The sequence below is a fragment of the Streptomyces sp. NPDC054841 genome (assembly GCF_053611045.1).
Genome location: NZ_JBSGZO010000190.1, coordinates 1 through 15,327, shown reverse-complemented (window position 1 = coordinate 15,327; position 15,327 = coordinate 1). Strand labels below are relative to the sequence as shown.

General features: G+C 70.1%; 12 protein-coding genes. 4 read left to right on the top strand and 8 right to left on the bottom strand.

The annotated features are described in order from the left end of the window. Nucleotides 1-7 precede the first annotated feature (7 nt). Nucleotides 8-682: a Crp/Fnr family transcriptional regulator gene (locus ACWGI8_RS23930; RefSeq protein WP_017947815.1), complete on the bottom strand. Its 675-nt coding sequence runs from the start codon at nucleotides 680-682 to the stop codon at nucleotides 8-10. Between the two features lie 193 nt (nucleotides 683-875). Between ACWGI8_RS23930 and nth the strand changes: the two genes are divergently transcribed. The 3 genes from nth (at nucleotide 876) to ACWGI8_RS23915 (ending at nucleotide 4,059) form a co-directional block, all read left to right on the top strand. Beyond that, nucleotides 876-1,922 carry an endonuclease III gene (gene nth / locus ACWGI8_RS23925; protein ID WP_453663774.1) on the top strand — a complete coding sequence of 349 codons (1,047 nt, stop codon included), beginning with the start codon at nucleotides 876-878 and terminating at the stop codon, nucleotides 1,920-1,922. 138 nt (nucleotides 1,923-2,060) lie between these two features. Beyond that, nucleotides 2,061-2,756 (top strand): NUDIX hydrolase, encoded by a 696-nt coding sequence (locus tag ACWGI8_RS23920; RefSeq protein ID WP_453663772.1) that lies wholly within the window; start codon nucleotides 2,061-2,063, stop codon nucleotides 2,754-2,756. A 103-nt stretch (nucleotides 2,757-2,859) separates the two neighbouring features. Further along, nucleotides 2,860-4,059, top strand: a complete 1,200-nt coding sequence (locus ACWGI8_RS23915; protein ID WP_453663771.1) for a MarP family serine protease — start codon at nucleotides 2,860-2,862, stop codon at nucleotides 4,057-4,059. Between the two features lie 15 nt (nucleotides 4,060-4,074). Here the strand turns inward: ACWGI8_RS23915 and ACWGI8_RS23910 are convergent, their stop codons facing one another. The 7 genes from ACWGI8_RS23910 to ACWGI8_RS23880 all read right to left on the bottom strand — a co-directional run bounded on the left by ACWGI8_RS23910 (nucleotide 4,075) and on the right by ACWGI8_RS23880 (nucleotide 14,269). After that, nucleotides 4,075-4,254 (bottom strand): hypothetical protein, encoded by a 180-nt coding sequence (locus tag ACWGI8_RS23910; protein WP_453663769.1) that lies wholly within the window; start codon nucleotides 4,252-4,254, stop codon nucleotides 4,075-4,077. 268 nt (nucleotides 4,255-4,522) lie between these two features. Continuing rightward, nucleotides 4,523-5,491, bottom strand: a complete 969-nt coding sequence (locus ACWGI8_RS23905; RefSeq protein WP_453663767.1) for an alpha/beta fold hydrolase — start codon at nucleotides 5,489-5,491, stop codon at nucleotides 4,523-4,525. Beyond that, nucleotides 5,488-5,994, bottom strand: a complete 507-nt coding sequence (locus ACWGI8_RS23900; RefSeq protein WP_453663765.1) for a phage holin family protein — start codon at nucleotides 5,992-5,994, stop codon at nucleotides 5,488-5,490. The genes ACWGI8_RS23905 and ACWGI8_RS23900 overlap by 4 nt, the downstream gene beginning before the upstream one ends. 39 nt (nucleotides 5,995-6,033) lie before the next feature. Then, the gene (gene nhaA / locus ACWGI8_RS23895) at nucleotides 6,034-7,428 is read right to left on the bottom strand and encodes a Na+/H+ antiporter NhaA (RefSeq protein ID WP_453663764.1); all 1,395 of its coding nucleotides are present in this window, start codon (nucleotides 7,426-7,428) and stop codon (nucleotides 6,034-6,036) included. A gap of 278 nt (nucleotides 7,429-7,706) precedes the next feature. Then, entirely contained in the window at nucleotides 7,707-9,671 is a 1,965-nt protein-coding gene (gene acs / locus ACWGI8_RS23890) for an acetate--CoA ligase (protein ID WP_453663762.1), read from the bottom strand. 339 nt (nucleotides 9,672-10,010) lie between these two features. Continuing rightward, entirely contained in the window at nucleotides 10,011-12,431 is a 2,421-nt protein-coding gene (locus ACWGI8_RS23885; RefSeq protein ID WP_453663776.1) for a bifunctional SulP family inorganic anion transporter/carbonic anhydrase, read from the bottom strand. Between the two features lie 842 nt (nucleotides 12,432-13,273). Then, a complete protein-coding gene (locus tag ACWGI8_RS23880) occupies nucleotides 13,274-14,269 on the bottom strand; it encodes an ATP-binding protein (protein WP_453663760.1) in 996 nt (331 codons plus the stop codon). A gap of 102 nt (nucleotides 14,270-14,371) precedes the next feature. Between ACWGI8_RS23880 and ACWGI8_RS23875 the strand changes: the two genes are divergently transcribed. Continuing rightward, nucleotides 14,372-15,196: an oxidoreductase gene (locus ACWGI8_RS23875; RefSeq protein ID WP_453663758.1), complete on the top strand. Its 825-nt coding sequence runs from the start codon at nucleotides 14,372-14,374 to the stop codon at nucleotides 15,194-15,196. The last annotated feature ends 131 nt before the right edge of the window (nucleotides 15,197-15,327 follow it).

The following is a 15,327-nucleotide window of genomic DNA, read 5'->3' as shown; positions in this document are numbered from 1 at the left end:
CGTACGACTAGCGCGAACGCTTGGCGAGCCGCTCCACGTCCAGCAGGATCACGGCCCGCGCCTCCAGCCGCAGCCAGCCGCGCTGCGCGAAGTCGGCGAGCGCCTTGTTGACGGTCTCGCGGGAGGCGCCGACCAGCTGGGCCAGCTCCTCCTGGGTCAGGTCGTGCACGACGTGGATGCCCTCCTCCGACTGCACGCCGAAGCGGCGCGACAGGTCGAGGAGTGCGCGGGCGACACGGCCCGGTACGTCGGAGAAGACCAGGTCGGACATCTGGTCGTTGGTCTTGCGGAGCCGGCGGGCAACCGCGCGCAGCAAGGCGGTGGCCACCTCGGGGCGTGCGTTCAGCCAGGGCTGGAGGTCGCCGTGACCCAGGCCCAGCAGCTTGACCTCGGTGAGCGCGGTGGCGGTCGCCGTGCGCGGGCCCGGGTCGAAGAGGGACAGCTCACCGATCAGCTCGCCGGGGCCGAGCACCGCAAGCATGTTCTCGCGGCCGTCGGGGGAGGTGCGGTGAAGCTTGACCTTGCCCTCGGTGACCACGTACAGGCGGTCGCCGGGGTCACCCTCGTGGAAGAGCGCGTCGCCGCGGGCGAGCGTCACTTCACTCATCGAGGCGCGGAGCTCCGCGGCCTGCTCGTCATCGAGCGCCGCGAAGAGCGGGGCGCGCCGCAGAACGTCGTCCACGAGTTCTCTCCTTGTCGACCTGCTCAGGGGACGGTGGTCCCCATGATGCCGCACACCAAAACAGTGCGATCGATCACAAGGGTCCAACACAAGTTTGACGCACGGGCGTGTACGGCTGTGCGGCAGGGGCCGATTCGGGTGGCGATCGGCCACGGCCGGGGCGGATGTCAGCGGTGACCTCTAGGCTGGCCGGGTGTCCAATTCGCCGGTGAGAGCACAGGCCAAGGGGGCCGGGAGAGTGTCTGGGGAGCAAAATTCCGCTGTGGGCGAACATGTTTCGGCCATGCCGACAAAAGAAGCAAAAGCGACAAATGGGGCGGCTTCGAGGGGTGCGAAGACCTCGAAGGCCTCGGTGAAGCCTGCGGTGGAGACGCCGGCGGGTTCCGCGCGGAGTTCCGCGGCGAAGACCTCGAAGGCTTCGGCGAAGGCGGCGGTGAAGCCTGCGGTGAAGACGCCGTCGAAGTCGCCGGCGAAGCCGGAGTCGCGGCTGGCGATGGTGCGCCGCGCCCGCCGGATCAACCGTGAGCTGGCCGAGGTGTATCCGTACGCCCACCCGGAGCTCGACTTCCAGAACCCCTTCCAGCTGCTCGTCGCGACCGTCCTCTCCGCCCAGACGACCGATCTGCGGGTCAACCAGACGACGCCCGCGCTGTTCGCGAAGTACCCGACGCCCGAGGACATGGCCGCGGCCGTGCCGGAGGAGCTGGAGGAGATCATCCGGCCCACCGGCTTCTTCCGAGCCAAGGCGAAGTCCCTGATCGGCCTCTCCACGGCCCTCCGGGACAACTTCGGCGGCGAGGTCCCGGGCCGGCTGAAGGACCTGGTCACGCTGCCGGGCGTGGGCCGCAAGACGGCCTTCGTGGTGCTCGGCAACGCGTTCGGGGTGCCGGGGATCACCGTCGACACCCACTTCATGCGGCTCGCTCGCCGCTGGAAATGGACGGACCAGGACGACCCGGTCAAGATCGAGGCGGAGATCGCCGAGATCTTCCCCAAGAGCGAGTGGACGATGCTCTCCCACCGGGTGATCTTCCACGGCCGCCGTATCTGCCACGCCCGCAAGCCCGCCTGCGGCGCCTGCCCGATCACGCACCTCTGCCCTGCGTACGGCGAGGGCGAGACCGACCCGGAGAAGGCCAAGAAGCTCCTCAAGTACGAGCTCGGCGGCTACCCGGGCCAGCGCCTCAACCCACCACCCGACTACCCGGGCAAGCCCGCGCCCCCGCTGGGCGCCTCATGACGCGCTCCCGCGGTGGGCCGCTGCCGCCCCGTCCCTGCCCCGGCCGGGGCAGAAGCGGGACGGCCGGTCCCGCGATCTTTTCCGTGACGGGTGGAACCAGCACGGCCGCCGCAGGCGTTGCACACGACGGGGGTGCCCATGACACGCACGGATGAGACGTACGACGGCGACATGGCCGTGACCGGCGACGGGCTGCCCGAGTGGCTCGCGCCGGTCGAGCGGGCCGCCAGGACCGTCGCCCCCGAGCAGCTCAGCCGGTTCCTGCCGCCCGCGAGTGGCGGAGGCCGCCAGTCCGCCGTGCTCATCCTCTTCGGGGATGGTGCCCAAGGCCCCGAGCTGCTGCTCATGGAGCGAGCCGGCAGCCTCCGGTCGCACGCCGGACAGCCTTCCTTCCCCGGCGGCGCCCTCGACCCCGAGGACGGCGACCCCGCCACCACCGGCCCGCTCCGGGCCGCCCTCCGCGAGGCCCAGGAGGAGACCGGCCTGGACCCGGCAGGCGTCCAGATCTTCGGGGTGCTGCCCCGGCTCTACATCCCCGTGAGCGGCTTCGTCGTGACCCCCGTCCTCGGCTGGTGGCGCGATCCGAGCCCCGTCGCCGCGGTCGACCCCGCCGAGACCGCCCGGGTCTTCACGGTCCCCGTGGCGGATCTCACGGACCCGGCCAACCGTGCGACGACCGTCCATCCCAGCGGCCACCGTGGTCCGGCATTTCTGGTCGAATCGGCTCTGGTCTGGGGTTTTACCGCCGGTGTGATCGACCGCATCCTCCACTTCGCGGGCTGGGAGCGACCATGGGACCGGGCGAAGCAGGTCCCGCTCGAGTGGCGCTCATGAGACCGTGGCTCACGTGCTCCGGTCACCCGGAGTGTGAATCCGGGACCCCCGATACCCCCAGCCGGACGGAGTGCCGGACGACGAATCTGCGAGGCTAAAGACGGTGAACGTGCTGGACATCCTGCTGCTGGTCGCCGCCGTGTGGTTCGCGATCGTCGGCTATCGCCAGGGCTTCGTCGTCGGCATCCTGTCGGTGACCGGCTTCCTCGGGGGCGGACTCGTCGCCGTCTATCTGCTCCCGTTCCTCTGGGACCGGATGACGGGCGAGAGCGAGGTCTCCACGACCGCGGTGATCGTCTTCGTCGTGGTCGTGATCGTCTTCGCCTCCGTCGGGCAGGCCTTCACCACCCACCTGGGCAACAAGCTCAGGCGCTACATCACGTGGTCACCGGCGCGCGCCCTCGACGCCACGGGCGGCGCGCTCGTCAACGTCGTCGCGATGCTGCTCGTCGCGTGGCTGATCGGCTCCGCCCTCGCGGGCACGTCGCTGCCGACGCTCGGCAAGGAAGTCCGTAACTCCAAGGTGCTACTCGGAGTGTCGCGGGTGATGCCGAGTCAGGCGTCCACGTGGTTCACCGACTTCTCCGCGGTCCTCGCGCAGAACGGCTTCCCGCAGGTCTTCAGCCCCTTCGCCAACGAGCCCATCACCGAGGTCAGAGCCCCCGACCCGGCGCTCGTCAACAGTCCGGTCGCGGCCCGCGCGCAGCGGTCCATCGTCAAGGTCGTCGGCACGGCCCCGCGCTGCAACAAGGTCCTCGAAGGCACCGGCTTCGTCTTCGCCCCGCGCCGCGTCATGACCAACGCGCACGTCGTCGGCGGTGTCGACGAGCCGACCGTGCAGATAGGCGGCCAGGGCCGGCTGTACGACGCCAAGGTCGTCCTCTACGACTGGAAGCGCGACATCGCCGTACTGGACGTCCCGGACCTCAAGGCAACGCCGCTCCAGTTCACCGAGACCGATGCCCGCACCGGCGACGGCGCGATCGTCGCCGGCTTCCCGGAGAACGGCTCGTACGACGTACGCTCCGCGCGCGTCCGCGGCCGTATCGACGCCAACGGCCCCGACATCTACCGCCGCGGTGAGGTGCGCCGCGATGTGTACTCGCTGTTCGCGACGGTCCGCCAGGGCAATTCCGGCGGCCCGCTCCTCACCACCGACGGCCGGGTGTACGGCGTGATCTTCGCCCGGTCGCTGGACGACGCCAGCACCGGTTATGCGCTGACGTCGGATGAGATCCGCGACGACATCACGCAGGGCCGCGCCGCCAACCAGGAGGTCGACAGTCAGGAATGCGCGCTGTGACGCCGTAGCGGGACGTCAGCCGCGAGGATGGCGCAGCCGCGCCGAGACCCAGCGGGCCCGGCGGCGGAGGATACGGGGGATCCCGAGTCGGGGATCATGACCCCGCCCTTGCGGGCCACCCCTCTCGTATGTGATCGGCGCTGCGGCCGAGCGTGAGTCGCGTGCTGTGTCACCGTAGTCGTGCGTCCAGCCCATACCCCGACGTGTGCCCGTGCCCCAAGGTCGGTAACCGCATCGGGGCCCGCCAATTGGCCTATGCGCCGGGCAATCCCCGTTCGCCGCACACCCGTTCCCGGGGGCCGACCCCTTATCGGTCCGGTTCGGGGTCTTTGAGCCGGCTGATGAGCTCGTTGGAGAACGCCATCGGGTCCTCCTCATGCGGGCTGTGTTGTCCCGGGGGCCGACCCCCGGACCCCCGGCAGTGGGGTGGTGCGGGGGGTTGCTTGTTTCGTTTCTGGGTGGGTTATCGGTCCGGTTCGGGGTCTTTGAGCCAGCTGATGAGCTCGTTGGAGAACGCCGTGGGGTCCTCCTCATGCGGGAAGTGCCCCAGGCCGTCGAAGAGGCGCCAGCGGTAGGGCGCTTCGACGTACTCGCCCGAGCCCGCCGCGCTGCGGGTGCGCATCGCCGGGTCCAGTGAGCCGTGCAGATGGAGCGTCGGTACCCGTACCGGCCGCTTCATGCGGCGGTTGAACTGGATGCCGTCCGGACGGGCCATCGACCGCACCATCCACCGGTACGGCTCGATCGAGCAGTGCGCCGTCGACGGGATGCACATGGCCCGCCGGTACACGTCCAGCGCCTCGTCCTCGGGCGGCTGCGGACCCGACCATTCCTGGATCAGCCGGCCCACCAAGGCCGCGTCGTCCGCGACCAGCTGACGCTCCGGCAGCCACGGCCGCTGGAAGCTCCAGACGTACGACCCGGCGCGGCTCTGCGCGAAGTCGCCGAGCATCGAGGACCGCCAGCGGCGAGGATGCGGCATCGAGGAGACCGCGAGCCGGCGCACCAGCTTGGGGCGCATCACCGCCGCGGTCCAGGCGAGGTACCCGCCCAGGTCGTGGCCGACGAGCGCCGCGTCCGGCTCGCCGAGGGACCGTACGACGCCGGTGATGTCGAGCGCGAGGTTCGCGGGGTCGTAGCCCCGGGGCGTACGGTCGCTGCCGCCCACGCCCCGCAGATCCATCGCCACCGCACGGAACCCCGCGTCGGCGAGCGCGGTCAGCTGATGCCGCCACGTCCACCAGAACTGCGGGAAACCGTGCAGCAGCAGTACCAGCGGCCCGTCGCCCATCTCCGCGATATGGAAGCGCGCACCATTGGCCGCCACGTCGCGGTGGGTCCAGGGGCCATCGATCCGGACGGGGCTGCCGTTGCTGTTGCCGTTTCCGCTGCCGTTTCCGTTGCGGACGGATGGCGTATCAGAGGCCGTCATGCGGATGAGCGTGCCACAGGAGCGGCCGAGTCCTCGGTCTTACGAGGGTGCGGCTTCACGTTCTGCAGCACGGCAGCGGTCTGCTTGGCCGAGGCGATGGACCTCTCCGGCGGCTTGACGTTCTTGAACTTGGACCTGGCGATCAGCGCGAGCAGCCCCGCGAGCAGCAGGAACGCCACGCCCACGATCAGGAACGACCAGGCGAGCCCGAGGCCCAGATTGTGGATCCCGTAGGCGGCGGCGAAGCTCAGCACCGGCAGCGAGAACAGCGCCAGGACGCCCGCGACGCTTATGGCCGCGCCGCCCGTGACGCCGCGCTTCACGTCCTGCCGGATCTCGGCCTTGGCGAGCGCGATCTCGTCGTGCACCAGTGCGGACATCTCGGCGGTCGCCGTCGCGACCAGTTGTCCGACGGTCCGGTCGGCGCCCGCCAGCCGGACCGGCCCGACCGCGTCGCCCGCGGCTTCGACGGCGGTGGCTGCGCTGCTGCCGGGGTCGCTCATCGGTGACTCCCTCATCTCTGCTTCGGATCCGTTGTCAGATCATGCCGGACTGTCGCCGTCACTGCGCGACGCCCCCGCGACTTCCGCCTTGCGTCGATGCTCCGCGGCCTTCTCCTCGTAGATCGCGGCCATCCGAAGGTGGTACTCCGGGTTGTGCTGCTCGTACACGTCGGGAATGCCGTCGCGGTCGTCGTCGCGCTCCTCCTCCTCGTACAGCGCCTGGTACGTGCGTACCCGAAGTTTCAGCAGCACGGCGGCGAACACGGCGGCGATGAACGAGCCCAGCAGTACCGCGGCCTTGACCTCGTCCGTCAGTGTCGCGTTCCCGGCGAAGGCCAGCTCGCCGATGAGCAGGGACACGGTGAAGCCGATCCCGGCGAGCGAGGCCACGGCGAAGACGTCCGGCCAGGCCAGATCCTCGTTGAGCTCGGCCTTGGTGAAGCGCGCGGCGAGCCAGGTGCCGCCGAAGATGCCGACCGCCTTGCCGACCACCAGGCCGAGCACGACACCCAGGGTCTCGGGCCTGGTGAAGACGTCCCGGAGGGCGCTGCCGGAAACGCTCACTCCGGCCGAGAACAGTGCGAACAGCGGCACGGCGAGACCGGCGGAGATGGGCCGTACGAGATGCTCGATGTGCTCGCCGGGGGAGTGCTCCTCGCCCTCCTCGTGGTGGCAGCGCAGCATCAGGCCCATCGCGACACCGGCGATGGTGGCGTGGACGCCGCTGTTGTACATCAGGCCCCAGATGACGAGGGCCAGCGGGATGTACACGTACCAGCCGCGTACGCGCTTGCGCAGCAGAAGCCAGAAGACGCCGAGTCCGACGACCGCGCCGCCGAGCGCGGCGAAGTCCAGGTCGTTGGTGAAGAAGACCGCGATGATCAGGATCGCGAACAGGTCGTCGACGACCGCGAGGGTGAGCAGGAACGCGCGTATCGCGGACGGCAGCGAGGTGCCGATGACCGCGAGGACGGCGAGCGCGAAGGCGATGTCGGTGGCGGTGGGCACCGCCCAGCCGGCGAGGGACCCGCCGCCTGCGGCGTTGACCAGCGCGTAGACGACGGCGGGCGCGGCCATGCCGCAGATCGCGGCGATGACCGGCAGGGCTGCTGCCTTGGGGTCGCGCAGCTCGCCCGCGACCAGCTCACGCTTGAGCTCGATGCCTGCGACGAAGAAGAAGATGGCGAGCAGTCCGTCGGCCGCCCAGTGCTGAACGGACAGGTCGAGGCCGAGCGATGCGGGGCCGAAGTGGAAGTCGCTCACGGCTTCGTAACTGCGACCCAGGGGCGTGTTCGCCCAGATGAGTGCGGCGACTGTGGCGACGAGCAGCAGGATGCCGCCGACGGTCTCGGTGCGCAGGGCGTCCGCCACGAACGTCCGCTCGGGGAGTGAGAGGCGTCCGAGGAACTTACGGGGAGTGGTGGGCGCGGCCACGAGCGGGGACCTCCGGTCGGGTGGGCATGACTGAGCACATGCCGACCAGACTTCCCGGCACACCTAAGTTTTCTTGTCGCGTCTTTGTCGTGTCATTGATGCGAGTAATTACTTTACCTAAGAACATGTCCAGGCGCGCAACGGGGTGTCCGGCGATCTTCAGATTATGCGCAAAAGGGGCACCCGGCGCGTTGCTTCCGGGTGCCCCAGGCAGTGTGCGGAAACGGACCTCAGTCCTCCAGCGGGAGTGGACCTCAGCCCTCCGACAGGAGCGGACCTCAGTCCTCCGAGGCCGCCGTCGGCAGTTTGGACTGGATGAGGTCCATCACCGAGGAGTCGGTGAGGGTGGTGACGTCGCCGAGTTGGCGGTTCTCCGCGACGTCGCGGAGCAGGCGGCGCATGATCTTGCCGGAGCGGGTCTTGGGCAGTTCGGTCACCGGCAGGATCCGCTTGGGTTTGGCGATGGGGCCGAGTGTGGTGCCGACGTGGTTGCGCAGTTCCGTGACGAGGGCCGCGTCGTCGGCGTCCGCCGCGGCTGTGCCGCGCAGGATCACGAACGCCACGATGGCCTGGCCGGTGGTCTCGTCGGCCGCGCCGACGACGGCTGCCTCGGCGACCTTGGGGTGGGAGACGAGCGCGGACTCGACCTCGGTGGTGGAGATGTTGTGCCCGGAGACGAGCATGACGTCGTCGACGCGGCCGAGCAGCCAGATGTCGCCGTCGTCGTCCTTCTTCGCGCCGTCGCCCGCGAAGTACTTGCCTTCGAAGCGGGACCAGTAGGTGTCGATGAAGCGCTGGTCGTCGCCCCAGATGGTGCGCAGCATCGATGGCCAGGGCTCGGTCAGGACGAGGTAGCCGCCGCCGCCGTTGGGTACCTCGCGGGCTTCGTCGTCGACGACGGTGGCGCTGATGCCGGGCAGCGGGCGCTGGGCGGAGCCCGGCTTGGTCTCGGTGACGCCGGGCAGCGGTGAGATCATCATCGCGCCGGTCTCGGTCTGCCACCAGGTGTCCACGATCGGGGTCTTGCCGGCGCCGATGTGCTCCCGGTACCAGATCCAGGCCTCGGGGTTGATCGGCTCACCGACCGAGCCGAGCAGGCGCAGGCTCGTCAGGTCGAACTTGGCGGGGATGTCGTCTCCCCACTTCATGAAGGTACGGATCGCGGTCGGCGCGGTGTAGAGGATCGTGACGCCGTACTTCTGCACGATCTCCCAGAACCGGCCCTGGTGGGGGGTGTCGGGGGTGCCCTCGTACATCACCTGTGTCGCGCCGTTGGCCAGCGGTCCGTAGGTGATGTAGGAGTGGCCGGTCACCCAGCCGATGTCGGCGGTGCACCAGTAGACGTCGGTTTCGGGCTTGAGGTCGAAGACGGCGTGGTGGGTGTAGGCCGCCTGGGTGAGGTAGCCGCCCGACGTGTGCAGGATGCCCTTCGGCTTACCCGTCGTGCCGGAGGTGTAGAGGATGAAGAGCGGGTGCTCGGCCTCGAACGCCTCGGGGGTGTGCTCGGCCGGCTGGCGGCCGACGATGTCGTGCCACCACACATCCCGGCCCTCGGTCCATGCCACGTCCTGGCCCGTGCGGCGCACGACGAGAACGTGCTGCACGCGGTCCACCCGGTTGATGGCCTCGTCGACGGCGGGCTTGAGCGCGGAGGGCTTGCCGCGCCGGTAGCCGCCGTCGGCGGTGATGACGAGCTTGGCGTCGGCGTCCTCGATGCGGGTGGCGATGGCGTCGGCGGAGAAGCCGCCGAAGACCACCGAGTGCGCGGCGCCGATCCGGGCGCAGGCCAGCATCGCGACGACGGCCTCGGGGATCATGGGCAGATACACGGCCACCCGGTCGCCCTTGGTGACGCCCAGCTCGGTCAGGGCGTTGGCCGCCCTGGACACCTCGTCCTTGAGCTCGGCATAGGTCAGGGCCCGGCTGTCGCCCGGCTCGCCCTCGAAGTGAATGGCGACGCGATCGCCGAGGCCCGCCTCGACATGCCGGTCCACGCAGTTGTACGCGACATTGAGCTTGCCGTCGGCGAACCACTTCGCAAAGGGCGGGTTCGACCAGTCCAGGATCTCGGTCGGCTCGGTGGCCCAGGTCAGGCGCCGCGCCTGCTCGGCCCAGAAGCCAAGCCTGTCCGCCTCGGCCTGCTCGTACGCCGCAGCCGTGACATTGGCGTGCGCGGCCAGCTCGGCCGGCGGCGCGAACCGCCGCTCTTCCTTCAAGAGGTTGGCCAGGCTTTCGTTGCTCACGACATCTCCCTTTCCCAGGGCGTCCTATGTGCCTATGTGTCCCAGGCCATAGCTCATCAGCCAGAGGGCCAGGTGACAAGAGTCTTCAGGAAATTGGTTTAGACCTATGTGGTTCAGGGTCTGTACGTGCGGCTTGTCTCGGGCGAGGTGTGGGGGCGGGGGTGATGACGACGCGGTGATGACGACGCGGCGATGGCGGCGGTGTGATGGCGACGGGGTGATGGCAGCGGGGCGCGGTCGGCCGGGTCGGCCCGGCTGCGCCACGGGACAGCGGCCCCCTCTCCCCGGGCGGTGGGGAGAAGGGGCCACTCTTTCTCACGTATGCCGCGGCCGGTCGGTTCAGGCCGCGCCCGTCCGGGCGGGTGTGTGCTTCGCCTCCGGCGGGCCGGGGGCGACCCGGTCGAAGACCTCGTCGATACGGTCGGCCCCCTCACCGTCCGCCAGCAGATACGCCTGGGCTTCGCCGACGTGGAAGTACATCCCGTGCAGCTGCAGCGTGCCCTCGGCGAGCCGCCGCGCCACCGCCTCGTGCGCTCGAAGATGCTCCAGTTGCTGGACCACATTGGTGAGACACAACTGCTCCACCGCATCGGCGGGCAGCCGCCCGGAGATCCTGGCCCAGGAGTGGTGCCGGGACCTCATCCGCTCAAGACTGGGCCGGCCGTGCCGCAGCCAGCGCCGAAGCGGGGTCTGCGCGTCGTTGTCGTCGGGCGGGCCGGTCAGCAGAGCCTGCATCGCGCCGCAACCGGAGTGGCCGCAGATCGTGATCGACTCCACCTGGAGGATGTTCACTGCGTAGTCGATCGCCGCTGCGACGGAATCGTCCCCGCTCTCCTCGCCCGGCAGGGGTACCAGATTCCCCACGTTCCGTACGGTGAACAGATCTCCCGGACCACTCGCCGTGATCATGCTCGTGACCAGCCGGGAGTCCGCACAGGTCAGAAAGAGCTGGGAGGGGCTCTGGCCTTCCCGGGCCAGCCGCGCGAGCTCGTCGCGCACCAGCGGCGCCGTATTGCGCTGGAAGGAGCTGAGTCCGCTGGCCAGTTGGTGACCGTGCGCCCCCGGCCGCTGCTCGGGCCCCGCGGTGGGGTGCTCTCCGCAGTGGTGGTTGCGCCAGGGCGTCCAGGGCCTGCAGCAGGCGTGCGATTCCGATGCCGGCTCGGCGATCCGGCCTCCGGAGCGGCCGGTGAACTCGACCGTGCCGCCCTGTGCTTCATGAGCCGCCTGCCAGTCGTGCAGCGCCTCGTAGGCAGCGTGGTCCATGAACGAGCCGTCCAGCTCCACGACGGTGTCGGCGTCATGGGGCACCTGATTCAGCATCCGGCTCAGCCGCGGCACGGCCAGGAACGTCAACTGGCCCCGCACCCGCAGCCGGTGCACCCCTTCGCGCACCTCCATCGTGATCCGGGTCCTGGTCAGCCGGTGCAGTGCGACCGCGACCGCCATCGCGATCCCGATGGCCACGCCTTCCAGCACGCCGGTGAGTACGACGGCGGTCATCGTCGCCACGTACACCAGCATTTCGCGGTTCCGCCGCACGCTGCGCAGATGCGTGATGTTGACCATCTGGATGCCGATGACCATCACCAGCGCGGCGAGCGCGGCCAGGGGGATCAGATCGAGAACGGGCACGAGCAGCAGCGCGGCGACCGCGATCCACAGGCCGTGGAGCATGGTGGCGTGACGGCTCACGCCACCGGCCGACACATTGGCGGAGCTGCGCACGGCGACACCGGTGATCGGCAGCCCGCCGAGCGCGCCGGAGACCACGTTCGCCGCGCCCTGGCCGGTCAGCTCGCGGTCGAGGTTTGCGCGGGGGACACGGACCTCGGGATTCTTGCGGGCAGCGACCAGCTTGTCGACGGCGACGGCGGAGAGCAGCGACTCGACGCTCCCCACCAGGGTGATGGTCAGGACGGCGGCGAGGAGGCCGAGCACCGGTCCGTCGGGAAGCTCGGGCAGGGCGTGGCTGCGCCAGGACGGCAGATCGACACGGGCAACGGTCAGCCCGGCGAGCGCGGCCAGGGCGGTCGCGGCGATGACCGAGGCGAGTGCGGCCGGGATCTTCCGTACGATCCGGCCGGTGCGCCCCGGGATGCGTGGCCACGCGAGCAGCATGGCGATGGTCAGGACGCTGACCGAGAGCGCAGCGGGGTGGAGTGCGGCCAACTGGTCCGGAAGGCCCAGGACGTTGGCGACCGCGGAACTCTGTGGGGTGCCGCCGAGAACGATGTGGAGTTGTGCCAGCGCGATCGTGATGCCGATGCCGGCCAGCATGCCGTGCACGATCGCCGGGCTGACGGCGAGGGCCGAGCGGGCCACCCGGAGAGCGGACAGGGCGAGTTGGGTGAGTCCGGCCAGCACGGTGATGGCACAGGTGGTGCGCCAGCCGTACCGCTGGATCACGTCGGCCGTGACCACGGTGAGCCCGGCAGCGGGCCCGCTGACCTGGAGCGGGGACCCACCGAACAGTCCCGCGACGATCCCGCCGACGGCGGCTGCCACGAGGCCTGCCTGGAGCGGTGCGCCGGTGGCCAGGGCGATGCCGAGCGAGAGCGGCAGCGCGATCAGAAAGACGCTGATCGAGGCGGACAGGTCGGCGGGCGCGATCCGGAAACCTCTGCCGGGGCCGCGCCGGGGCCGGTGACCGCCGGCCGATGGCTCCGCCGGCCGCGGCGGGCTGTGGGGGCGCTGGAGACGTGGGGTGCCGGTTGTACGGGTCGTGCGGATGGCGCGGACGGTGCGGGTCACCCGGCGCATCCGGCTCAAGCCGGTGGAGGGGCTCAAGCCGGTCAAGCCGGTCGAGGGGGTCGAGGGGGGCGTCGGTGGCGTGCAGGAAAAGTCGCAGGCGGACATGGTTCCCGTCTCCTCCGGGGCAGCGCGGTCGCGGAATGTGGGGGACGCGGCCGTGGGTCACGGCGTACAGCGGCGGGATTCTCGAGTTCGGAGCCGGGACTCGGCGCGGGCTCAGCTCCGTAGTCTCAACGCTCGGTAAATGAACCGTAATGCAGAGTAAAGAGAGCGGCATGATTTTCAGGGCAAATGGGGCATCCATTCACCCATGTTGGTGATTAATCATTCCGGCTCGATATGTCCACAGGCTCCCTCGTCGCCGACGATGCGGGTTCGTTCACGTCTTCAGTCGTATCGGTGTATAGGTGGCAAATCGCACGGCGGAAGTGGGTGGAGGGGTGCCGGCCACCAGAGGAAGGGCAGTCCTCGGCGCGGTCGCCACGGCGGCGCTCGTTGTGGGGCTCGCTGGGTGTACCGGCACCAACGGCTCCGGTCGGCCCCGACAGGGCACGTTCGGTGCGCGGCTGGGAGGCCTTCATGGCCGTCCAGCGCGCCAACCCCGCCAACCCCGCCAAGTCCGCCGGGCCCGCCGGGCCCGCAGGGCCCGCAGGGTCGGCCGGGTCGGCCGGGTCGGCCGGGTCCGCCCGGGCCGGCGTGATGGGCCCGGGCGGGGCGGCTGCGAGCAGCCCGCGCCTGGTGCGGCCGGTCCGCGACGGGGCAGGGCTGAACCGACCGGTGCTGGACGGGGCAGGGCTGAGCGGGGCAGGGGGCCGGCCCCGTGGCTCCGGCGCTGGACGGACCGGCCGTGATCAGGCCGGCTGCGGGGCGCTGACCTTCGCGGCCTGTTCCCCGAGCACGAAGGCGGGGTCGATCTGCGCGGCCAGATCGGCCCCCGTCTTCGCATTGCCCCAACTCTCCGCGTTCTTCAGATGGAAGTGCACCATCTGGCGTGTGTAGCGCTCCCAGTCGCGACGGGCGTACGACGCGTCCGCCGCCTGCCGCAGCGTGCACAATGCGGCCCGGTTGGGCTCTTCAAGGTGCTCGAAGTGGAGTGGACGGCCTTTCTCCAGCGCCCGCACCCAGTCGGAGTGCCCGACGCTGACGAGCAGGTCGTCGCCCACTTCGTCGCGCAGGAAGTCCAGATCGTCCGGGCCCTGCACCTTGTTGCCGACGACCTTCAGCGCGACGCCGAAGTCCCGTGCGTACTCCTTGTACTGGCGGTAGACGGAAACGCCCTTGCGTGTCGGCTCGGCGACGAGAAACGTCATGTCGAAGCGGGTGAACATCCCGGAGGCGAAGGAGTCCGAGCCGGCTGTCATGTCGACCACGACGTACTCGTCCGCCCCGTCGACGAGGTGATTGAGGCAGAGCTCCACCGCCCCGACCTTCGAGTGGTAGCAGGCCACTCCGAGATCCGACTCGGTGAACGGGCCGGTCGCCATCAGCCGGATCTCGCCGTCGTCCAGCCGTACGCTCCGCGCGCAGGCCTCGTAGACCGGATTCTCCTCACGTACGCGCAGCAGTCGCGAGCCCTCGCCCGGAGGCGTCGTCTTGATCATCGTCTCGGCGGAGGCGATGCGCGGATTGCTGCCGCGCAGATAGTCCTTGATGAGCGGCAGCTGCGCGCCCATCGCGGGCAGCGCCGCGGCCTCGTCCTCGTCGAGGCCGAGCGCCACGCCCAGGTGCTGGTTGATGTCGGCGTCCACCGCGACGACAGGGGCCTGCCGCGCGGCAAGGTGGCGGATGAAGAGCGAGGACAGCGTGGTCTTGCCGCTGCCGCCCTTCCCTACGAAAGCGATCTTCATGTTCACCAACGGTAATGGATCGATCGCGTGCCGTGTCCGGAGTGGGTGAAGAAGACCACTCCAAGGTGGGGCGGGCGCCGGGTGCGCGTAGCCTCCCTACTTATGAGTACGAACGCCTCTGACCCCTTGGCCGCGCTGGGTGCTCTTCCCGGGGTCGCGCATGCCGTGGACGCCGTGCGCAAGGCTGTGGACCGGGTCTACGGGCACCGCGTCATGCGGCGCCGCAGCACCGAGGTCACCTCGGAGGCCGCGCTGCGCGGAGCCCGCGCCTCCGCGGCGCTCTCGGGCGCCGACTGGGCGCTGGAGGAAGTGCGCAGGCGCACGGACTTCGGGAGCGAGGAGGAGGCCCGTACCGTCGGAGCGGCGCTCCGGCTGACCGCCGAAGCGGGCCAGTTGCTGTCCATCTGGCGGCAGTCGCCGCTGCGGGTGCTGGCCCGGCTGCATCTGGTCGCGGAGGGCGGCGCCGCGCCCGACGAGACGGTCGGCAGGCCCCGGCTCGCCGGGGAGGCGGTCGACGAGCCGCTCATCGAGGCGCCTCTTCCGGATGCGGACGAGGTGGCCGGGCGTCTGGAGGGGCTCTCCGGGCTCATCCTCGCGGGCAGTTCGGCTCCCGCTCTGGTGATGGCCGCGGTGGTGCACGGTGAACTGCTCGCCCTGCGCCCCTTCTCGTCGTCCAACGGCCTGGTCGCCCGGGCGGCGGAACGTATCGTCCTGATCGGCAGCGGACTCGACCCGAAGTCGATCTGCCCGGCGGAGGTCGGGCACGCCGAACTCGGCAGCGCGGCGTACGTCGAGGCGTTCGACGGCTATCTGTCCGGGACCCCGGAGGGTATGGCGGCCTGGATCACCCACTGCGGCCGCGCGGTTGAACTGGGCGTACGGGAATCGACGGCCGTGTGTGAGGCCCTGCAGCGCGGCGCGGCGTAAAGGCGCCGTCGGCGCAAGAAAGTCCGCGGGTGCAAGAAGCCCTAAGGGCTGTCCCGTAATCCCCGGCGGGCGCACGACGACAGCTACGGCACCTCGCTGCGTTGTCGGATCGCCCGAATACGCCCAGTATG